General features: G+C 75.3%; 12 protein-coding genes and 1 pseudogene. 6 read left to right on the top strand and 7 right to left on the bottom strand.

The features are described 5' to 3' along the window. Position 1: 1 nt before the first annotated feature. From KIK08_RS12340 to KIK08_RS12355, 4 genes are all read right to left on the bottom strand, one after another. Positions 2-1,051 carry a phosphotransferase family protein gene (locus KIK08_RS12340; RefSeq protein WP_214403220.1) on the bottom strand — a complete coding sequence of 350 codons (1,050 nt, stop codon included), beginning with the start codon at positions 1,049-1,051 and terminating at the stop codon, positions 2-4. Positions 1,052-1,105: 54 nt separating this feature from the next. Next, complete coding sequence (locus tag KIK08_RS12345; protein ID WP_214403221.1) at positions 1,106-2,395, bottom strand: Bcr/CflA family efflux MFS transporter; 1,290 nt, start codon at positions 2,393-2,395, stop codon at positions 1,106-1,108. A 258-nt stretch (positions 2,396-2,653) separates the two neighbouring features. After that, the gene (locus tag KIK08_RS12350; protein ID WP_214403222.1) at positions 2,654-3,226 is read right to left on the bottom strand and encodes a cyclodeaminase/cyclohydrolase family protein; all 573 of its coding nucleotides are present in this window, start codon (positions 3,224-3,226) and stop codon (positions 2,654-2,656) included. Between the two features lie 3 nt (positions 3,227-3,229). After that, on the bottom strand, positions 3,230-4,927 hold the full coding sequence (locus KIK08_RS12355) for a formate--tetrahydrofolate ligase (protein ID WP_214403223.1): 1,698 nt from the start codon (positions 4,925-4,927) through the stop codon (positions 3,230-3,232). 208 nt (positions 4,928-5,135) lie between these two features. On the opposite strand from KIK08_RS12355, the gene KIK08_RS12360 reads away from it, so the two are divergent. The 4 genes from KIK08_RS12360 to KIK08_RS12375 all read left to right on the top strand — a co-directional run bounded on the left by KIK08_RS12360 (position 5,136) and on the right by KIK08_RS12375 (position 8,832). Further along, a complete protein-coding gene (locus KIK08_RS12360; RefSeq protein WP_214403224.1) occupies positions 5,136-5,729 on the top strand; it encodes a TerD family protein in 594 nt (197 codons plus the stop codon). A 119-nt stretch (positions 5,730-5,848) separates the two neighbouring features. Further along, complete coding sequence (locus KIK08_RS12365; RefSeq protein WP_214403225.1) at positions 5,849-6,463, top strand: hypothetical protein; 615 nt, start codon at positions 5,849-5,851, stop codon at positions 6,461-6,463. Between the two features lie 195 nt (positions 6,464-6,658). Next, positions 6,659-7,282, top strand: coding sequence for a hypothetical protein (locus KIK08_RS12370; RefSeq protein WP_214403226.1), 624 nt, complete (start codon positions 6,659-6,661; stop codon positions 7,280-7,282). Between the two features lie 23 nt (positions 7,283-7,305). Further along, positions 7,306-8,832: a DUF2252 domain-containing protein gene (locus KIK08_RS12375; protein WP_308257602.1), complete on the top strand. Its 1,527-nt coding sequence runs from the start codon at positions 7,306-7,308 to the stop codon at positions 8,830-8,832. A gap of 22 nt (positions 8,833-8,854) precedes the next feature. Here the strand turns inward: KIK08_RS12375 and KIK08_RS12380 are convergent, their stop codons facing one another. Together KIK08_RS12380 and KIK08_RS12385 are read right to left on the bottom strand one after the other, a co-directional pair. Then, complete coding sequence (locus KIK08_RS12380; RefSeq protein WP_308257603.1) at positions 8,855-10,069, bottom strand: HNH endonuclease; 1,215 nt, start codon at positions 10,067-10,069, stop codon at positions 8,855-8,857. Between the two features lie 578 nt (positions 10,070-10,647). After that, positions 10,648-12,072, bottom strand: a complete 1,425-nt coding sequence (locus tag KIK08_RS12385) for an amidase (RefSeq protein WP_214403228.1) — start codon at positions 12,070-12,072, stop codon at positions 10,648-10,650. Between the two features lie 295 nt (positions 12,073-12,367). Here KIK08_RS12385 and KIK08_RS12390 point away from each other — a divergent pair, with 295 nt between their 5' ends. Both KIK08_RS12390 and KIK08_RS12395 read left to right on the top strand, forming a co-directional pair. Beyond that, the gene (locus KIK08_RS12390; protein ID WP_214403229.1) at positions 12,368-14,281 is read left to right on the top strand and encodes a hypothetical protein; all 1,914 of its coding nucleotides are present in this window, start codon (positions 12,368-12,370) and stop codon (positions 14,279-14,281) included. Beyond that, positions 14,278-15,513: an acyltransferase family protein gene (locus KIK08_RS12395; RefSeq protein ID WP_214403230.1), complete on the top strand. Its 1,236-nt coding sequence runs from the start codon at positions 14,278-14,280 to the stop codon at positions 15,511-15,513. Before KIK08_RS12390 ends, KIK08_RS12395 begins: the two co-directional genes overlap by 4 nt. A 914-nt stretch (positions 15,514-16,427) precedes the next feature. On the opposite strand, the pseudogene KIK08_RS42350 reads toward KIK08_RS12395, so the two are convergent. Continuing rightward, positions 16,428-16,739 (bottom strand): annotated as a pseudogene (locus tag KIK08_RS42350) (hypothetical protein); the annotation flags it as partial. Positions 16,740-16,798 lie beyond the last annotated feature (59 nt).

Genomic DNA, 16,798 nt, shown 5'->3' on the forward strand with positions numbered 1-16,798 from the left:
GTCAGTCCAGGACCGACCACTGGCCGCGCGCGATCCGGCCCGCGAGGGTCAGCAGGCCGACGGCGTGGTCGTGCAGGCGCCGACCGATCTCGGGCGGGGCCTTGCCCGCGGAAGCGCGCGCCCAGGTTCCCTCCAGCACGATGCCGAGCTTGAACCCCGCCAGCGCGGTGTACCAGTCGACGTGCGCGGGCTCCCGGCCGCCGGCCGCGGCGTAGGCCTCGACCAGCTCGGCCCGGGTGGGCAGGCCGCCGAGGCGGGCCAGCGGGCCGCCGACGTCCATCGACCTCGGCTCCTCCGGCCAGGTGACCATCAGCCAGCCCAGGTCGAGCAGCGGGTCGCCGACGGTGCACATCTCCCAGTCGACGATCGCGGCCACCTCCGGCGTGGTCCGGGCGAGCATGACGTTGTTGAGGTGGAAGTCGCCGTGCATCACCCCGGGCGGGGCGTCGGCGGGCCGGTCGTCCTCCAGCCACCCCGCCACCAGCTCGACGTCGGGCAGCCCGCCGGGCTCCCAGTCCGGGAACTCCCGGTACCCCTCGAGGTGGCGCAGCCACTGCGGCACCTGCTTGGCCAGGAAGCTGCCCGGCTTGCGCAGCACGTCGAGCCCGCGCTCGGCCGGGTCCAGCGCGCCGAGCCGGGCCAGCGCCCGCGCCATCGCCAGGCCCTGCCCGTGGCGCAGCGCCGGCTCCTCGCGCTGCGCCGGGGTGACCTCCTCGCCCGGGTTGACGCCGTCGACCAGCTCCATCAGGTAGAACACGACACCGAGCACCGAGGTGTCGGTGCAGCCGGCGATCAGCCCGGGGTGCGGCACGTCGGTGCCGGCGAGCCCGCCGAGCACGGTGATCTCGCGGGCGATGGTGCGGTCGCTGGTCGGGCGGGGGTGCTCCGGCGGGCGGCGCAGCACCACGGGCCGGTCGTCGAGCTCGATCCGCAGCACGACGTTCTGCGTGCCGCCGGCCAGCGCCGTGACCGCGCCGACCTCCTCGCCGATGCCCTCGGCGCGCAACCAGCCGGTCAGCGCCCCGAGGTCGACCGTGTCCACCGGGCTCATCGCATCCTCGCGCTCAGCACCGTCCGACTATGCCCCAGCGAGGCCCGATCCGGGTCATCCCGCGGCCCGGCACACAGCGCCCCCGACCTCCGCGGGGACCTCCTCGACCACCCGCAACCGCCCGATCAGCTGCGCCAGCAGGGCGCCGAGCAGGCAGACCAGGACCACGACCGCCACGGACGGGACCCCGGCGACCACCGGGACCGCCCCCACCAGCGGGGCGCTGACCGCGCCGAACCCGAACTGCGCGGTGCCCAGGATCGCCGCGGCGCGCCCGGCCGCGGTGCGCTCGACCGACATCCCGACCGCGACCGCGTTCGGCATCACGAATCCCCAGCAGCTGATGACCACGAACAGCGCGCCGAGCGCGACCCCGAGCGGGGCGCCCGCCCCGAGCGCCGCGGCGAAGCCGGCCGCAGCGACGGTCATGACCGGCAGCGCCACCGCCAGCACCCGGTGCGGCGCGAACCGTCGCATGAGCAGCCGGTTGACGTTGTTGGCGGCGATCATGCCGGCGGCGTTGGCGGCGAAGACCGCGCTGTAGGCGGCGGGGCCGAAGCCCCGCTCGGTCTGCAGGTAGAACGACATCCCGGCGAGCTGGGCGATCATCGCCGCCCCGGACAGGCCCAGCACGAGCGCGCTGACCAGCACGGTGCGCCTGCGCAGGAGCCCGCCCAGGCTCGCGCCGGCGGCGTCGGCCCGGGGAGCGGCCGCGGCCCCGCCGATCCAGCGCGGGTGGGTCTCGGGCAGCGCGAACACGACCAGCCCCAGCCCGAGCACGCCCAGCGCCAGGGTCAGCCCGAAGATCCAGCGCCAGGACAGGCCCGCTTCCAGCACACCCGCGCCGAGCACCGGCGCGAGCATCGGCGCGATGGCGGTGGCGGCGGCGAGCAACGAGTAGAAGCGGGCCAGCTGCGGGCCCGAGTGCACGTCCCGGGCGATGGCGCGGGCCATGGCCAGGCCGGTGGCGGCGGCGAAGCCCTGCACGAGCCGCGCCGCGATCAGCAGCTCGATCGACCAGGCCGCCGCGCACAGCACCGACGCCACGGCGTACCCCGCGAGCCCGACGAGCAGCGGGCGCCGCCGGCCCAGCCGGTCGCTGATCGAGCCGACCAGCAGCTGCCCGAGCGCCATGCCGATGAGCGTCGTCGCCAGCGTCGCCTGCACCGCCCCCGCCGAGGTCGCGAAGTCCCGCTGGATCGCCGGGAAGGCCGGGCTGTAGGTGTCGAGCGAGAACGGTCCCATCCAGCTCAGCAGCACGGCGATCGGCAGGATCCGGCGCATCAGGCGGGGCGGGAGGACGGCCGTGTGCGGGGTCGGGTCGGGACGGGTCTGCTCGATCACTCGGGCACCGATCCGCCGACGACCGGCGTCGGCGACCGGGCGCCGGCCACTAGTTAGTAACCGACAAACAATCGTCCGACGCCCGAACGCCGAAGGCCATGCGACAAATGCCCGAGGTGCCGCACATCACTCGCCGCCGCGCACACCCGCCGGCTCGACGCACACCCGGCCACTCCCGCGCACACCCCCGCCCTGTGCGGGGCGATCCCGCGGTGTGCGCGACGACCGCGAAGCGGGGGTGTTGGGGTGCGCGGGGAGTCAGGGTGAGTGGGTCAGCCGGCGGGTCGCTTCGGCCGCGCCGGCGACCGCGTCCCGCGCGGCCGCGTCCACCGCGGCGTCGAGGCCGCCGCTCTCCACGTTGATCCGGACCAGCTCCGCGGCCGCGCGGGCGGCCGCCTCGGCCAGCAGCACCGCCGTCCGGACGTCGCCGGCCAGGTTGGGGTTGCCCCCGGCGGCGACCGCGACCCCGGTCCGCGCGACCCGCTCCCCCGCCTGCGCGATCCGCAGCGGAACCTCGGCCGCCCCTTCCAGGGCCTTCCGCAGCCGGTCCGCGCGAGCGGGGTCGGACGTCGGCGCGCGCATGGCCGCCAGGACCTCCCCGTAGGCCGCGGCGTCCGCGTCGGCGAGCGCGAGCACCGCCGCGCGCTCGGCGTCGGCCTCGGCGGCCAGGGCGGGCGCTCCCCCGTCGGACGAGTAGCGCGCACTCATCGCCACCAGGCCCGCCGCCGCGGCGACCGTGACCGCGCAGACCGCACCACCACCGGGCGCCGACCGGCGCGCCGCCACCGAGGCCAGGAAGTCCTCGACCGTGCTCTCGCCGAACGTGCCCACGGCTCAGGACAGCCCGACGATCTCGTCGTTCTCGTCGATGTCGATCCGGTGCGCGGCCGGGTCGGCGCCCAGCCCCGGCATCGTGCGCATCTCGCCGCAGATCGGGTAGATGAACCCGGCGCCGATCGAGGCCCGCACCTCCCGCACCGGCATCCGCCAGCCGGTCGGCGCGCCCTTCAGCGCCGGGTCCGAGGAGATCGACAGGTGGGTCTTGGCGATGCAGACCGGCAGATCGCCGAACCCGTTGCGCTCGTAGCGGTCGAGCTGGCGGGCCGCGCGCGGGTCGTAGTCGACGCCGTCGGCGCCGTACACCCGCGTCGCCACCGTCTCGATCTTCTCCCGCAGGCTGGCCGAGTCGGGGTAGAGGTACCGGAAGTCGGTGGGTTCGTCGGCGGCCTCGGCGACGGCCTCGGCCAGCTCGGTGGCCCCCGCCCCGCCCTCTGCGAAGTGCCGGCAGACCGCCACCCGCGCGCCCGCCGCCTCGGCGATCTCGCGGATGGCCGCGTGCTCGGAGGGGTGGTCGTCGGGGAAGGCGTTGATCGCCACGACGGGCGAGACGCCGTGCAGCCGGATGTTCTCGATCTGCTTGCGCAGGTTGGCCGCACCGGCGTGCACGTCGTCGGGGTTCTCCGCGAGCAGGTCGTCGGGCAGCGGCTTGCCCGCCACGATCCGGAACCGCCCGGAGTGGGCCTTGAGCGCCCGCACGGTGGCGACGACGACCGCGGCGTCCGGGGTGAGCCCGGAGGCCCGGCACTTGATGTTGAAGAAGCGCTCGGCGCCCATGTCCGCGCCGAAGCCCGCCTCGGTGATGAGGAAGTCGCCGCCGCGGATGCCGATGAGGTCGGCCACGACCGAGGAGTTGCCGTGCGCGATGTTGCCGAACGGGCCGGCGTGCACCAGGACCGGGGTGTTCTCCAGGGTCTGCAGCAGGTTCGGCTTGAGCGCCTCGCGCATGATCACCGTCATGGCGCCCGCCCCGCCGATGTCCTCCGCGGTGACCGGCTTGCCGTCGCCGGTGTAGCCGACCACGACGCGCCCGAACCGCTCGCGCATCTCGCGGATCGACTTCGCCAACGCGAAGATCGCCATCACCTCGGACGCCGCGGTGATGTCGAACCCGGTCTGGCGCGGGGCGCCGTCCAGGCGCGTACCCAGGCCCACGATGACGTTGCGCAGCACCCGGTCGTTGACGTCCAGCACGCGCCGCCAGGTGATGTCGTGCGGGTCCAGGCCCGCGGCGTTGCCCTGGAACAGGTGGTTGTCCAGCAGCGCGGAGAGCATGTTGTGCGCCGCGGTGACCGCGTGGAAGTCGCCGGTCAGGTGCAGGTTGAGCAGTTCCATCGGCACGACCTGGGCGTAGCCGCCGCCGGCCGCGCCGCCCTTGATGCCGAAGGTCGGGCCCATCGAGGGCTGGCGGATCGCGACCGTGGCGCGCCGGCCGATGTGGCTCATCGCCTGCCCCAGCCCGACGGTGGTGGTCGTCTTGCCCTCGCCCAGCGGGGTCGGCGTCACCGCCGAGACGACGACGTACTTGGCCTTGGGCCGGTCGGCGAGCTCCTCGATCGCCTCCAGCCGGATCTTGAGCACGTCGCGGCCGTGCGGCTCGACGAGGTGGGCACCGATGCCCATCGCGGCGGCGACGTCCTCGATGGGCTTCAGCGACGCCGCGCGGGCGATCTGCAGGTCGGACGGGAAGGGCACAGCCTGCTCCAAAGCTCCGGGGTGATCTGTACCACGGTAACCGGACCGACCACCATCGGGGAATGCCCAGTTGCGCATCACGGCTTTCGTTGCGCCTGACGCCACATACTCAGCCCAGGTGGGCGCTACCCGACGCCTCCGATCGGCTGGCTAGAGTCGTCGCGCTCCCGGCACAACGGCCGTAGCAGACGAGGAAACGAGGGATCGCATGCCCGTCAGCCTGACCAAGGGCGGCAACATCAGCCTGACCAAGGAGGTCGCCAAGACCCCGGGTGCCGCCCCGCTCACCGCGGTCACCGTCGGCCTCGGCTGGGACGCGCGCACCACCGACGGCGCCAAGTTCGACCTCGACGCCGTGGCGCTGGGCCTCGGCGCCGACGGCAAGGTCCTCGGCCAGGACGGCTTCATCTTCTTCAACCAGCTGGTCGGGGCGGGCGGCGCCATCCAGCACACCGGCGACAACCGCAGCGGTGAGGGCGAGGGCGACGACGAGCAGATCAAGGTCGACCTGGCCAACCTGCCGGCCGGCCTGGAGAAGGTCGTCTTCGCCGTGGTCATCTTCGACGGCGAGACCAACGGCCAGACCTTCGGTCAGGTGCGCAACGCGTTCGTCCGCGTGGTGAACCAGGCCGACAGCACCGAGATCGCCCGCTACGACCTGAGCGAGGACTCCTCGACGGCCGCGGCCATGATCTTCAGCGAGCTGTACAAGAACGGCGACGACTGGAAGTTCCGCGCCGTCGGCGACGGCTACTCCGGTGGCCTCGCGGCGCTCGCGAAGGACTACGGCGTCGACGTCTGACCCGTCGCGCACCGACGGCCCGGCACCCCGACCGGTGCCGGGCCGTCCGCGCTTCACGACCCGGCGCAGACCTCGGTTCGCCGAGCCCGCGTCCGCGCCCGGTTGGGGATGATGGACGCGTGCAGAACGGGTACGCGGTGCTCAGGACGGGGTTCCCGACGGCGCTGGCCGACGCGCTCGTCGCCGACGCACAGCGCTACGAGTTCCGGCTGTGGAGCCAGCGCAAGGGCGGTGCGCTGGCGCTGGCCGCACGGGACGAGCCGGGCGCCACGCGCGACGCGGCCGCCTGGCTCGCCCGCGCCGCCGCCGAGCACGGCCTGCCCGGGTTCGCCCCGAACGAGGTCAGCTACCAGCGCTACACGGCGGGCGGCAACGGGCTGCCGCCCCACCGCGACCAGCGCTACTACGCCACCTGCATCGCGATCGTCACCCTGCGGGGCAGCGCCACGTTCGCCGTGCACGCCAGCCGCGACCCCGACGACGTCGTCGACCAATGGACCACCGTCCCCGGCGAGGTGATCCTGCTGCGCGGCTGGACCCCCGACCCGGACACCGACCCGCGGCCCTACCACCGCATCGACCCACCGGTCAGCGGCGAGCGCCTGATGTTCCAGGCCCGCCAGAACATCGCCGGGCCCCCGCGGTCGCCGTGGCTGGAGCACCTCACCACCGAGGAGCTCCGGCAGGCCGCCCGCCTCGTCGAGTCACAGCCGTACCTGCGCCCGGCCGAGTGAGCCGGGCGCACGCGCGGCGGGTGGTCAAGGTGAGGTAGGCCAAGTGAACGCCGTGTTAACGAGCTCCCCGCGGAGCGCGACTCGTGCCAGGTGAACCCCGAGCAGTACCGGCCCGCTCCCCACGGGCACCAGGGTTGGCCGCCGCCGCCCCCGCAGCCCCGCCGTCCCCCGGGGCCGCCCAGCGGCTACGGGGCCGTGCCCCCACCGCGACAGCCGTACCCGCAGCCGCAGCACCCGCAGCCGCAGTGGGACCAGCAGTGGGACGACCCGCAGCGCCGGCCGCCCCCTCCCCGCCGCGTCGCGCCCGCTCCGCGACCCCGCAGCCGGTGGCCGCTGGTGCTGGCGATCCTGGTCGGGCTGCCGCTCGTGCTGATCGGGTCCTGCGTCGCGCTGATCGGGGCGAGCGCCGAGAAGGTCCAGGAGGAGCGCGCCGGCGGCACGGTCGCGCTGGGTGAGGCGTTCAGCTACAAGTCCGGGCTCGGGTTGTCGGTGTCCGTGCCGGTGCCGCACGCGGTCGACAACCGCTTCATCGTCGACCCGGACACCGAGCGGGCCTTCGCGGTCACCGTGAAGGTCTTCAACGGCACCGACCACCCCGTCGCGGCGGCACTGGTGACCGTGAACGCCACGGTGGCCAGCCGGCCCGTCGAGCGGATCGTGCTGGACGGCACCGGGCTCGTCACCCAGGACGTCGCACCCGGGCAGGCCCTGGAGTACCCGGCCCGGTTCAAGGCCCCCAAGGACCTCACCGGGCCGCTGCAGATCGCCGTGACCGCCGAGTTCAACGAGCCCGTCTTCTTCACCGGGCAGATCACCTGAGCACCGGCCGTACGATCTTCGGTGTGACCGCAGCCCCGGTTCCCGCGCCCGACGGCGACAGCGCGACCACCGCCCGGGACCGGCCGCCACTCGACCCGGCGGGCAGCCGCCCCGACGGCACCCCGCCGACCGGTGTCACCCCCGCCGAGGACACCCCGCGCGGGCGCTTCGACAGCCGCGTCTTCGGCGCGCTCACCGACCCCGCCGCGCTGCGCGCCAAGGGCGTCGAACTGCGGGGGGCGACCCCGTCCGCGGCGTTCAGCGCCTACGCGCCCCGCACCGACCGGCCCGACCCGGTCGAGTTCGTCGAGCGGACCAACGCCGGGCGCGTCGACGACCTCATCGCGCTGCGGGTCGGGCGGATGGCCGCCTCGCCGTTCGCGTTCCTGCGCGGCAGCGCCGGTCTGATGGCCGCAGACCTCGCCGGCTCCCCCACCTCCGGGGTCACGGCCTGGATCTGCGGCGACGCGCACGCGTCCAACTTCGGCCTGTACGCCTCGCCGGAGCGACGCCTGGTCACGGACGTCAACGACTTCGACGAGACCCTGGTCGGCCCCTGGGAGTGGGACCTCAAGCGGCTGGTCGCCAGCATCGTCGTGGCGGCGCGCGAGGCCGGCGCCCGCGACGACGAGGCCGCCACCGCCGCCGCGGACTGCGCCCGCACCTACCGCGCCGCCCTGCGCGAGCTGGCCGCGCTGCCCGTGCTCGACGCCTACTACCTCACCACCGACAAGAAGACCGTCGAGCACTTCGACATCGACGACCTCGGTCCGGTGTTCAAGCGGATCGGCAAGAAGGCGCGGCGCAACACCAGCCGCCGCGTCGTGGAGAAGTTCGCCGAGCCGGCCGAGCACACCGGCTGGCGGTTCGTCGAGGACCCGCCCGTGCTCACCCGCATCGACGACGCCACCGCGCGGGCGGTGCTGGAGGGCGTCGAGGACTACGCCCACCGCTGCCTCAACGACGAGCTGCGCCAACTCCTGTCGCGCTACGCCGTCGCCGACATCGCGCACCGCGTCGTCGGCCTGGGCAGCGTCGGGCGGCGCAGCTACGTCGTGCTGCTGCACGGCAACGGGGAGGACTCGCTGGTCCTGCAGGTCAAGCAGGCCGGGCCGTCCGCGCTCGCCCCCTACGCCGAGGCCACGCCCTACGCGCACGACGGCGAGCGGATCGTGCACGGCCAGCGCTGGATGCAGACCGTCAGCGACATCTTCCTGGGCTGGACGACGATCGAGGGCCGCCCGTTCCTGGTGCGCCAGTTCCGCGACATGAAGGGCAGCATCGACCCGGTCCTGCTGCGCCCCCACCAACTCGACGACTACGCCCGCGTCGTCGGAGCGGTGCTGGCCCGCGCGCACGCCCAGTCGGCCGACCCGCGCATCCTCGCCGGCTACTGCGACGGAGCACCGGGCTCGGAGCACGGCCCCCGGTTCGACCGGGCCATGGCCGCGTTCGCGCTCGCCTACGCCGACCAGACCGAAGCCGACCACGCGGCGCTGGTCGCCGCAGTGCGCGCCGGCAGGCTGCCCGCGCTGTTCCTGGAGGGCTAGGAATCCCGGACGGGCCCACCGATCAGAACGGTGGCTCGGTCTCCGTGGCCGGCGGGGGCTGGTCCGGTGGTCGGGCACGCCGCCGCTCGGCCTCGGCCACGACGTGCGCGATGAGATCCGGTCTGTCTTCGATGCGGTAGTCGTGCGGATCGCTGGAATAGGACCGCCCGGTCGGGGTGGTCCAGGTGATCCGCCCATCGTCGTGTTGGCGCGCCGACCAGCTCGGGGCGTCGTGCTTGAGGTGATGGTGATGCACACACACCCCATACAGATTCGACGCCGCGGTGATACCACCGTCGCCGGCGAAGGCCACGGTGTGATCCAACTCGGAGTCGATCGCCCGGCGCCGACAGATGGGATGGCGACAGTGCACATCCCGGGCCCGCACGAAATCCGCCAACGCCGCGGGCGGCCGGTACGTACTGCGCCCGTGATCCAACAAAGCCCCCGATAGCGGATCGGTGACCAACCGTTTCCACACCCCGTCCGCGGCGATCGTTCGGGCCAACGGGGCCGGGATCGGCCCGTACCCGACCAACTCACCCGGATGCTCGGCCGCACCGGTGAGGGTGTCCAACGAAACCACGACCTGCACCAACGGCTTACCCGGACTCACCGGCCCGGGCATCGGGACCTGACCCGCGTCCGCCCCGTCGGGCCCGGCCACCGTGAGCCGCCCGGTCAGCAGCGCGGTGAGCAGGTCCGCCCGTCGGGCGTCCATGCCGCGCGGGTCCTCCGCGCCTATCCCGCGGGCCAGCCGGGTCAACCACTCGAAGGCCGAGATCGCATCCGGGGCCGGCAGCAACGCCCACAACGACGCCATCCCCTCCGGCTCCGGGTTGACCGCCACCCGCCGATCGGCGCGCGCCCTCTCCTGCCGCACCGCCGCACCCGCCGGATCAGCAGCGATCACCGCCCGCCCCAACGCCGCCCGCAACTGCCCCGCGGTCTGCCTATTTTCCCCTCGAACTGGAGCGGTGAATCGACCGTGTGCTTGGTCGGGGTGGGTATTCGATGGCAAGCCGACCCGCACCACAGGCGCGCCGGCGCCGAGGAGCGGAAGCGGCGCGGCAGCACTGGTCGAGGCTCGCGGGACGCGCGTCACCACCCACTCGGCACGCCCCGGACCCGGCGGTCCTGGGTACACCTCGCAGCCCTGGACGTGGTCTCGCAACCCGCCGGCGGGCTGCGACAACACACCCGACGCTGCGCGGCCGCCACCACCTCTGCGAGCCACCGTGCGCGCAGCGCCGGCCGGTCACGGGCCCGCCCCGGGCCGAGTGACCGCCCCCGCGGCCCGAGAGCGCACCTCGCAGCCCTGGACGTGGTCTCGCAGCCCGCCGGCGGGCTGCGAGAACCCACCCGACGCTGCGCAGACACCACCACCTCGGCGAGCCACCGCAGGCGCGCCGCGCCGAGGAGCGCAAGCCGCGCGGCAGCAACGGTCGGGCTCGCGGGACGCGCGTCACCAACCACTCGGCACGCCCCGGGGCCGGGTCCTGGCCGCACCTCGCAGCCCAGGACATGGTCTCGCAACCCGCCGGCGGGCTGCGACAACACACCCGACGCTGCACAGACACCACCTCCTCTGCGAGCACGGTGCGCACAGCGCCGGCCGGTGTGCACGGTCCACCCACGGGCCCGTCCCGGACCGAGCGACCGCCCGGCGGACCTGGGCGTGCCTCGCAGCCCAGGACGTGTGCTCGCAGCCCGCCGGCGGGCTGCGACAACCCACCTGACGCTGCGCGGACACCACCACCTCTGCGAGCCACCGCAGGTGCGCCGCGCCGCGGAGCGGAACCGCGCGGCAGTGCCTTAAAGACCCGGCGGCCGCACCCGCTCCACCCACCCCGTCGCCTCCTCGTACGCCGAGCCGACCTCCAACACCCACCGATCCGCCCCCGGCGCACCGATCAACTGCACCCCCGCCGGCAACCCGCGCGCGTCGAAGCCGGCCGGCATCCCCAGCACCGGCACACCGGCCATCGACCACGGCGCGACGGTCTCCATCCACCGGTGGTAGGTGTCCATCGGGCGGCCGTCGATCTCGGCGGGCCAGTGCACGTCGGACGGGAACGGGAACACCTGGGCACTCGGGGCGAGGACGGCGTCGACGGTGCCGAACAGCCGCGCGACCTCGGCGAACCACTGGTCGCGCACGGCCATGGCGTCGGTGATGTCGGCCGCGGTGAGCGCGAGTCCCCGCTCGATCTCCCAGCGGGCCTCCGGTTTGACCAGCTCGCGGACGCCGTCGGCGAGCAGCGGGGCCTTGTCGACCATCCCCCACCACCGCCAGACCAGCAGCGCCGACCAGAGCCGGTCGAGGTCGAACGCCGGGACCAGGTCGACGACCTCGGCGCCCAGTCCGGCCAGCGCGTCGGCGGCGGCGCGGCCCAGCGCCAGCACCCCGGGCTCGGTGGCCAGCCGCCCACCCAGGTCGCCGACCCAGGCGACCCGGCGGCCGCGCAGGTCGGCCGGGCGCAGGTCGGTGAGGTCGAGCCGGTCGGTGCGCCCGAGCGGCGCCGCGGGGTCGGGGACGGCGAGCACCGAGAGCAGCAGCGCGACGTCGGCGACCGAGCGGCCCATCGGTCCGACCTCGGAGAGCTGGGCGACGAACCCGCGCTGGGGCACCCGGCCGCGGGTGGGGCGGAACCCGAGGACGTTGCAGAACGCGGCGGGGTTGCGCAGCGAGCCCAGGTAGTCGCTGCCGTCGGCCACCGGCAGCATCCGCAGCGCCAGCGCGGCGGCCGCGCCGCCGCTGCTGCCGCCTGCCGTGCGGGTGGGGTCGTAGGGGTTGGTGGTGGTGCCCCACACCGGGTTGTAGCTCTGCGAGCCCAGGCCCAGCTCCGGCACGTTCGTCCGCCCGACGAGCACGGCGCCGGCCGCGCGGATGCGGGCCACGTACGGGTCGTCGACCTGGCCGACCCGGTCGCGGAAGGCCGGCGAGCCCGCGGTCCACGGCTGACCGGCCACCTCGGCCAGGTCCTTGATCGCCATCGGGATGCCGTGCAGCGGTCCGGCGGGGTCGCCGCGGTCGAGCTCGCGGTCGCGCTCGGCGGCCTCGGCCAGCACCTCGGCGCGGTCGCGGCGGGCCACGATCGCGTTGACCGCGGGGTTGAGCGCGTCGATGCGGTCGAGGTGCGCGGCGACGACGTCCACGCAGGACACCTCCCGCGCCGCGATCCGCCCGGCCAGCCCCGCGGCCCCCAGCTCCACCAGCGCGTCGTCCGACACCGCCACCCCCGACCGGGGGGGGGGGGGGGGGGGGGGGGGGGGGGGGGGGGGGGGCGGCGGGGGGGGGGGGGGGCCCGCGCGGCGCGCCGCCCGGCGCCCCGCGCCCCCCCCCCCCCGCCCCCCCCCCCCCCCCCCCCCCCCCCCGGGGGGGGGGGGGGCCCCCCCCCCCCCCCCGACCCCGCACCAGGATCACACGCGATCCGGCACCCGCAAGCGGAGGCGGACTGCCTCCGAACGGACCTACCGATGGGTAACTTCCCTTCGTAGGCTCCACCGGTCGCCCCGCCGAAACGGAGCACCGATGACCGCTGTCGCCACCGATGACGCAGCCGGACCGGCCCCCTCACGGCCCCTGCGGAGCCGGGTCGAGGGCTTCCGCGAGGATCCGGGGTCGCTGGTGCTGCCCATCGCCGCGCTGCTCGTGCTGGGCCAGCTCGTGCTACGGGGGTGGGCCGCCGCGGGCGGGTTCTACCTGCTCGACGACTTCATCTTCATCGATCGGGCCGTCTCGCTCCCGTTCGACCTGCGGATCTTCGAGGCCTACAACGGTCACGTCATGCCGGGCTCGTTCGCGCTGGTCGAGGCGCTCACCGGGGTCGCGCCGCTGAGCTGGCCCGCGGTGGTCGTGCTGGGCCTGCTGCAGCAGCTGGCGATCGACGTGGCGCTGCTGCGGCTGCTGGTGCTGCTGTTCGGGCGCCGTCCGGCGGTGCTGGTGCCCTTCGCGCTCTACGTCACCAGCTCCATCACGCTGCCGGCGTTCCTGTGGTGGGCCGCGGCGCTCAACCAGCTGCCCATGCAGCTGGCCGTGCTGCTGGCGCTGCACTACCACGTCCGCTACCTGCGCTCGGACGACCTGCGTGACGCGGTGCGCGTCGCGGTCGCGGTCGCGGCCGGGCTGCTGTTCTCCGAGAAGACGTTGCTGGCGCTGCCGCTGCTGGTGGCGCTGACCCTGTTCTGGTTCACCACCGGCGGCCCGCTCGCCCGGCTGGGCGAGACGCTGCGCCGCCACCGGATCGCCTGGCTCGGGCTGGGGGTGCTGGGCGGCGCGTACTCGGCGTACTACGTCCTGAACGTCACCTCGCCGATCGTCGGCACGCCGACGCTGTCCGACATCGGCGACCTGGTCGGACCTGCGCTGCAGCGCTCGGTGCTGCCCGGGCTGGTCGGCGGGCCGTGGACGTGGGAGGACTTCCCGCCGACCCTGGCCATCGCCGACCCGCCCGCGGTGCTGGAGTGGCTGTCGATGGCGGTCGCGGCCGTCGTCGTGGTGGTGTCGGTGCTGCGCAGGCGCGGCGCCGTGCGGGCGTGGGTGCTGCTCGCCCTCTACGTGGCGGGCACGTGCGTGCTGCTCTCGGCCAGCCGGGCCCAGCTGATCGGGCCGTTCGCGCTGGCCCGCGAGTACCGCTACTTCACCGACGTGGCCATGGTCGGCGCGCTGTGCCTGGCGCTGGCCTTCCTGCCGGTCCGCGACGCGCCGACCGCGCTGCGGGAGCGCTCGCTGCGGCTGCCGGCCGCGGCGAGGACGCTCGGCGCCGCACTGCGCCGGTGGCGCCTGCTGCCGGTCGCGGCCGGCGGGGTGGTCGTGCTGCTGCTGGCCACCGGCTCGGTGGTGTCGACGGTGAACTACGCGCAGCGCTGGCACGAGAACCCGGCCCGCCCGTTCGTCGAGACGGCCCGCGCGGACCTCGCCGGCCTCCCCGGCACCGTGCTGATCGACGGCGTCGTCCCCGACCCGGTGCAGTGGCACGTCCTGGGCCCCTACGCGCTGGCCTCCAGCCTGCTGGCCGGGGCCCCGGAGGCGCGGTTCCTGCACGACGGCGAGTCCGCGCCGGCCCCCGCCATGCTCGACGAGCAGGGCCGCGTGCGCCCGGCCTGGGTGCCGCCGCTCACCAGCGCGGTGCCCGGGCCCACGCCGGACTGCGGGTGGCTCGTCTTCGACCGACCGGTTCCCGTCCCGCTGCAGTTCGGCGGGGTCGGGCCGTGGAGCTGGGTGATCCGCGTGGTGTGGCTGTCCTCGACCGACAACACCGGCTGGATCGCGGCCGGCGACCAGCGGGTGCCGGTGGCCATGCCGGCCGGGCTGCACGAGGTGTTCGTGCAGGTCTCGGGCACGGTGTCGACCGTGACGGTCGAGCTGGCCGCGCCCACCGCGCCGGTGTGCGTCCCGCAGATCGAGATCGGCAGCGCGCAGCCGGTCCCGGCGGGGCTGCGGTGACCGCCGTCGCCGCCGGCGGGGCGCCGGCCGCCGGGGCCGCCCGGCGCTACCCCTGCCTCGACGGCCTGCGCGCCATCGCGGCCACCGTCGTCGTCCTGACCCACGCGGCGTTCATGACCGGCAACTACGCCGAGACCGGCGCCGGGCGCTTCTTCGCCCGGCTCGACGTCGGGGTGGCGCTGTTCTTCGCGCTGTCGGGGTTCCTGCTCGCGCTGCCGATGCTGCGCGCCGTCGCGAACGGCGAGCCGCGCCCGCGCACCGCCGCCTACCTGTGGCGGCGCGCGCTGCGGGTGCTGCCCGTGTACTGGCTGACCGTGGTCGTGGCGCTGCTGCTGTTCCCGGGTGAGAACGGGGCGAGCCCGGGCGACTGGCTGCGCCACGTGGCGCTGGCCCAGATCTACGGCTGGGGCTGGCTGCGCGAGGGCCTGACCCACACCTGGAGCCTGTCCACCGAGGTGTCGTTCTACCTGGTGCTGCCGTTCCTGGTGGCCGGCCTGGCGCGGCTGTCGGGCGATCGCTGGCGCCCGCGGCGGGTGCTGGCCGGGCTCGGCGCGCTGATGCTGCTCGGGCTGGTCTGGCTGTACTGGGCCGAGGCCGACGAGCGGGTGACCGGGCCGCTGAACCTGTGGCTGCCGGCCTTCGCCTGCTGGTTCGGCGTCGGGGTGGGCATGGCGGTGCTGGTGGCCACCGGGCCGTCCTGGCGGCCGGTGCGGGTGGCCCACGAGCTGGGCCGCAGCCCGTGGACCTGCTGGGCGATCGCCGGGGCGCTGTTCTGGATCACCTGTACGCCGGTGGCCGGGGCGATCGGGCTGGTCCAGCAGTCGGGTGCGGAAGCGGTCACGCGCAACCTGCTCTACGCCGGGGTCGCCGCGTTCGTGGTCTGGCCGCTGGTGTTCGGCCCGCAGCGCGAAGGCCGGTTGCGCGTGGCGCTGTCCAGCCGGCCGATGGCCTACCTGGGCGAGATCTCCTACGGGATCTTCCTGTTCCACCTCGTCGTCCTGCACAGCTACTACATCGTGATCGACCAGCCGACGTTCACCGGCGACGTCTGGTCGACCGCCGTGGTGGGCTGGGCGGGTGGGGCGCTGATCGCGGCGGCGAGCTACCGGCTGATGGAGCGCCCGCTGATGACCCGCTGGCGCGGTCTGGTGCCCGACCGGCGCCGCGCCCCGGCCGGCACCGGCAGCAGCGCAGCGCCCACCGCGCCCACCGCCACCGCGCCCAGCACCTGACGGGCGGGCTCGCCGAGCCAGCCGGGCATCTCCACCCCGAACGGCAGCATCCCGGTGGCGGCCAGCAGCAGCCCGCAGCCCAGCACGCCGGCCGCGGCCACGGCGCCCAGCAGCGGGCGGCGGTGCCGGGCGCCCGCCAGCCCGCCCAGGTAGGCCAGGACCGCGAGGGCCGCCAGGGCGACGACCCCGCCGACGACGGCCGTGGCGGCCACCGCGGCCAGCACGACACCGGTGCGGCGGCGTCCGGGGCGGGCCGGCGGCGGCTGCGGTCCGCGCGCCGGCACCACCAGCAGCACCAACGCCACCAGCACGCCGACCACCCCGACCACCAGGGCCGTCCGGTAGGCCGGGCCGGGGGTGAAGTCGAGCCGGACGGTGCCGGCCGGGCCGGCGGGCAGCACGTAGCCCTGCTTCCAGCCGTCGACGGTGGTCGACGGGAGCGCGGCGCCGTCGAGGGTGGCCACCCAGCCCGGGTTCGCGTTCTCCGGCACGGTCAGCAGCGTCGCGACCTCGCGGGCGGGCACCTCGACCTCGCGGTGCTCGACGTCCCAGACGGGTGTGGCCGGATGCTGCGCGCCGGCGGCCACCGGGGCCGCCCGCGTGTCGGTGAGGGTGGCCGAGACCGCCGTGAACGCCGCGGCGCCGGTCAGCGGGCCCGTCGCGGTGAACGTGTGCTCGCCGGCCGCCAGCGGCCCGGTCGTGCTCGGGCCGCACGGCGACACCGCCACCGGGCGCAGCGCGCGCAGGTCGCCCACGGTGGTGCGCACCGAGGTCGGGACGGCGCGCCCGTCGATCCGCACGGTCGGTCCGCTGCCGCAGGGCACCTCGACCGCGGCGGTGGGGTCGGGCGCGCCGAGACCGGGGACCTCCACCTCGGCGACGCCGACGCCGAGCGCGTCCAGGCCGCGGGTGTAGGGGTCGAACGACGACAGCGGGGCGGCGAGGGGGAAGCGCAGGCTGAGCCGGTCGGTGGTGATCGGGGCGAACCGGGCGGTGCCGTCGGGCTCCAGCCCGACGGTCCACTGCTGGCCCCCGCCGCTGACCGTGACGGCCGTCGGGGTCGCGGCGGCCGTACCCGGCGGCAGGGCGATCCGCAGGTGGTCGACGGTCAGCGGCCGGCCCCAGCTCAGGGTGAGCACCGGGTCGGGGTCGGCGGGGTCGGCCGTCCACACGGTGGCGGGGTCGGCGTCCACCGCGGCGCCCGGGCCGGCGCGCGGGTCGGGCACGGCGCTGGAGGACGCCGTGGCGCTCGGGCGCGGCCACTCGCGCGGCCCGACCGGCGGCG

It is taken from the genome of Pseudonocardia lacus (assembly GCF_018531445.1).
Taxonomy (GTDB): Bacteria; Actinomycetota; Actinomycetes; order Mycobacteriales; family Pseudonocardiaceae; genus Pseudonocardia; species Pseudonocardia lacus.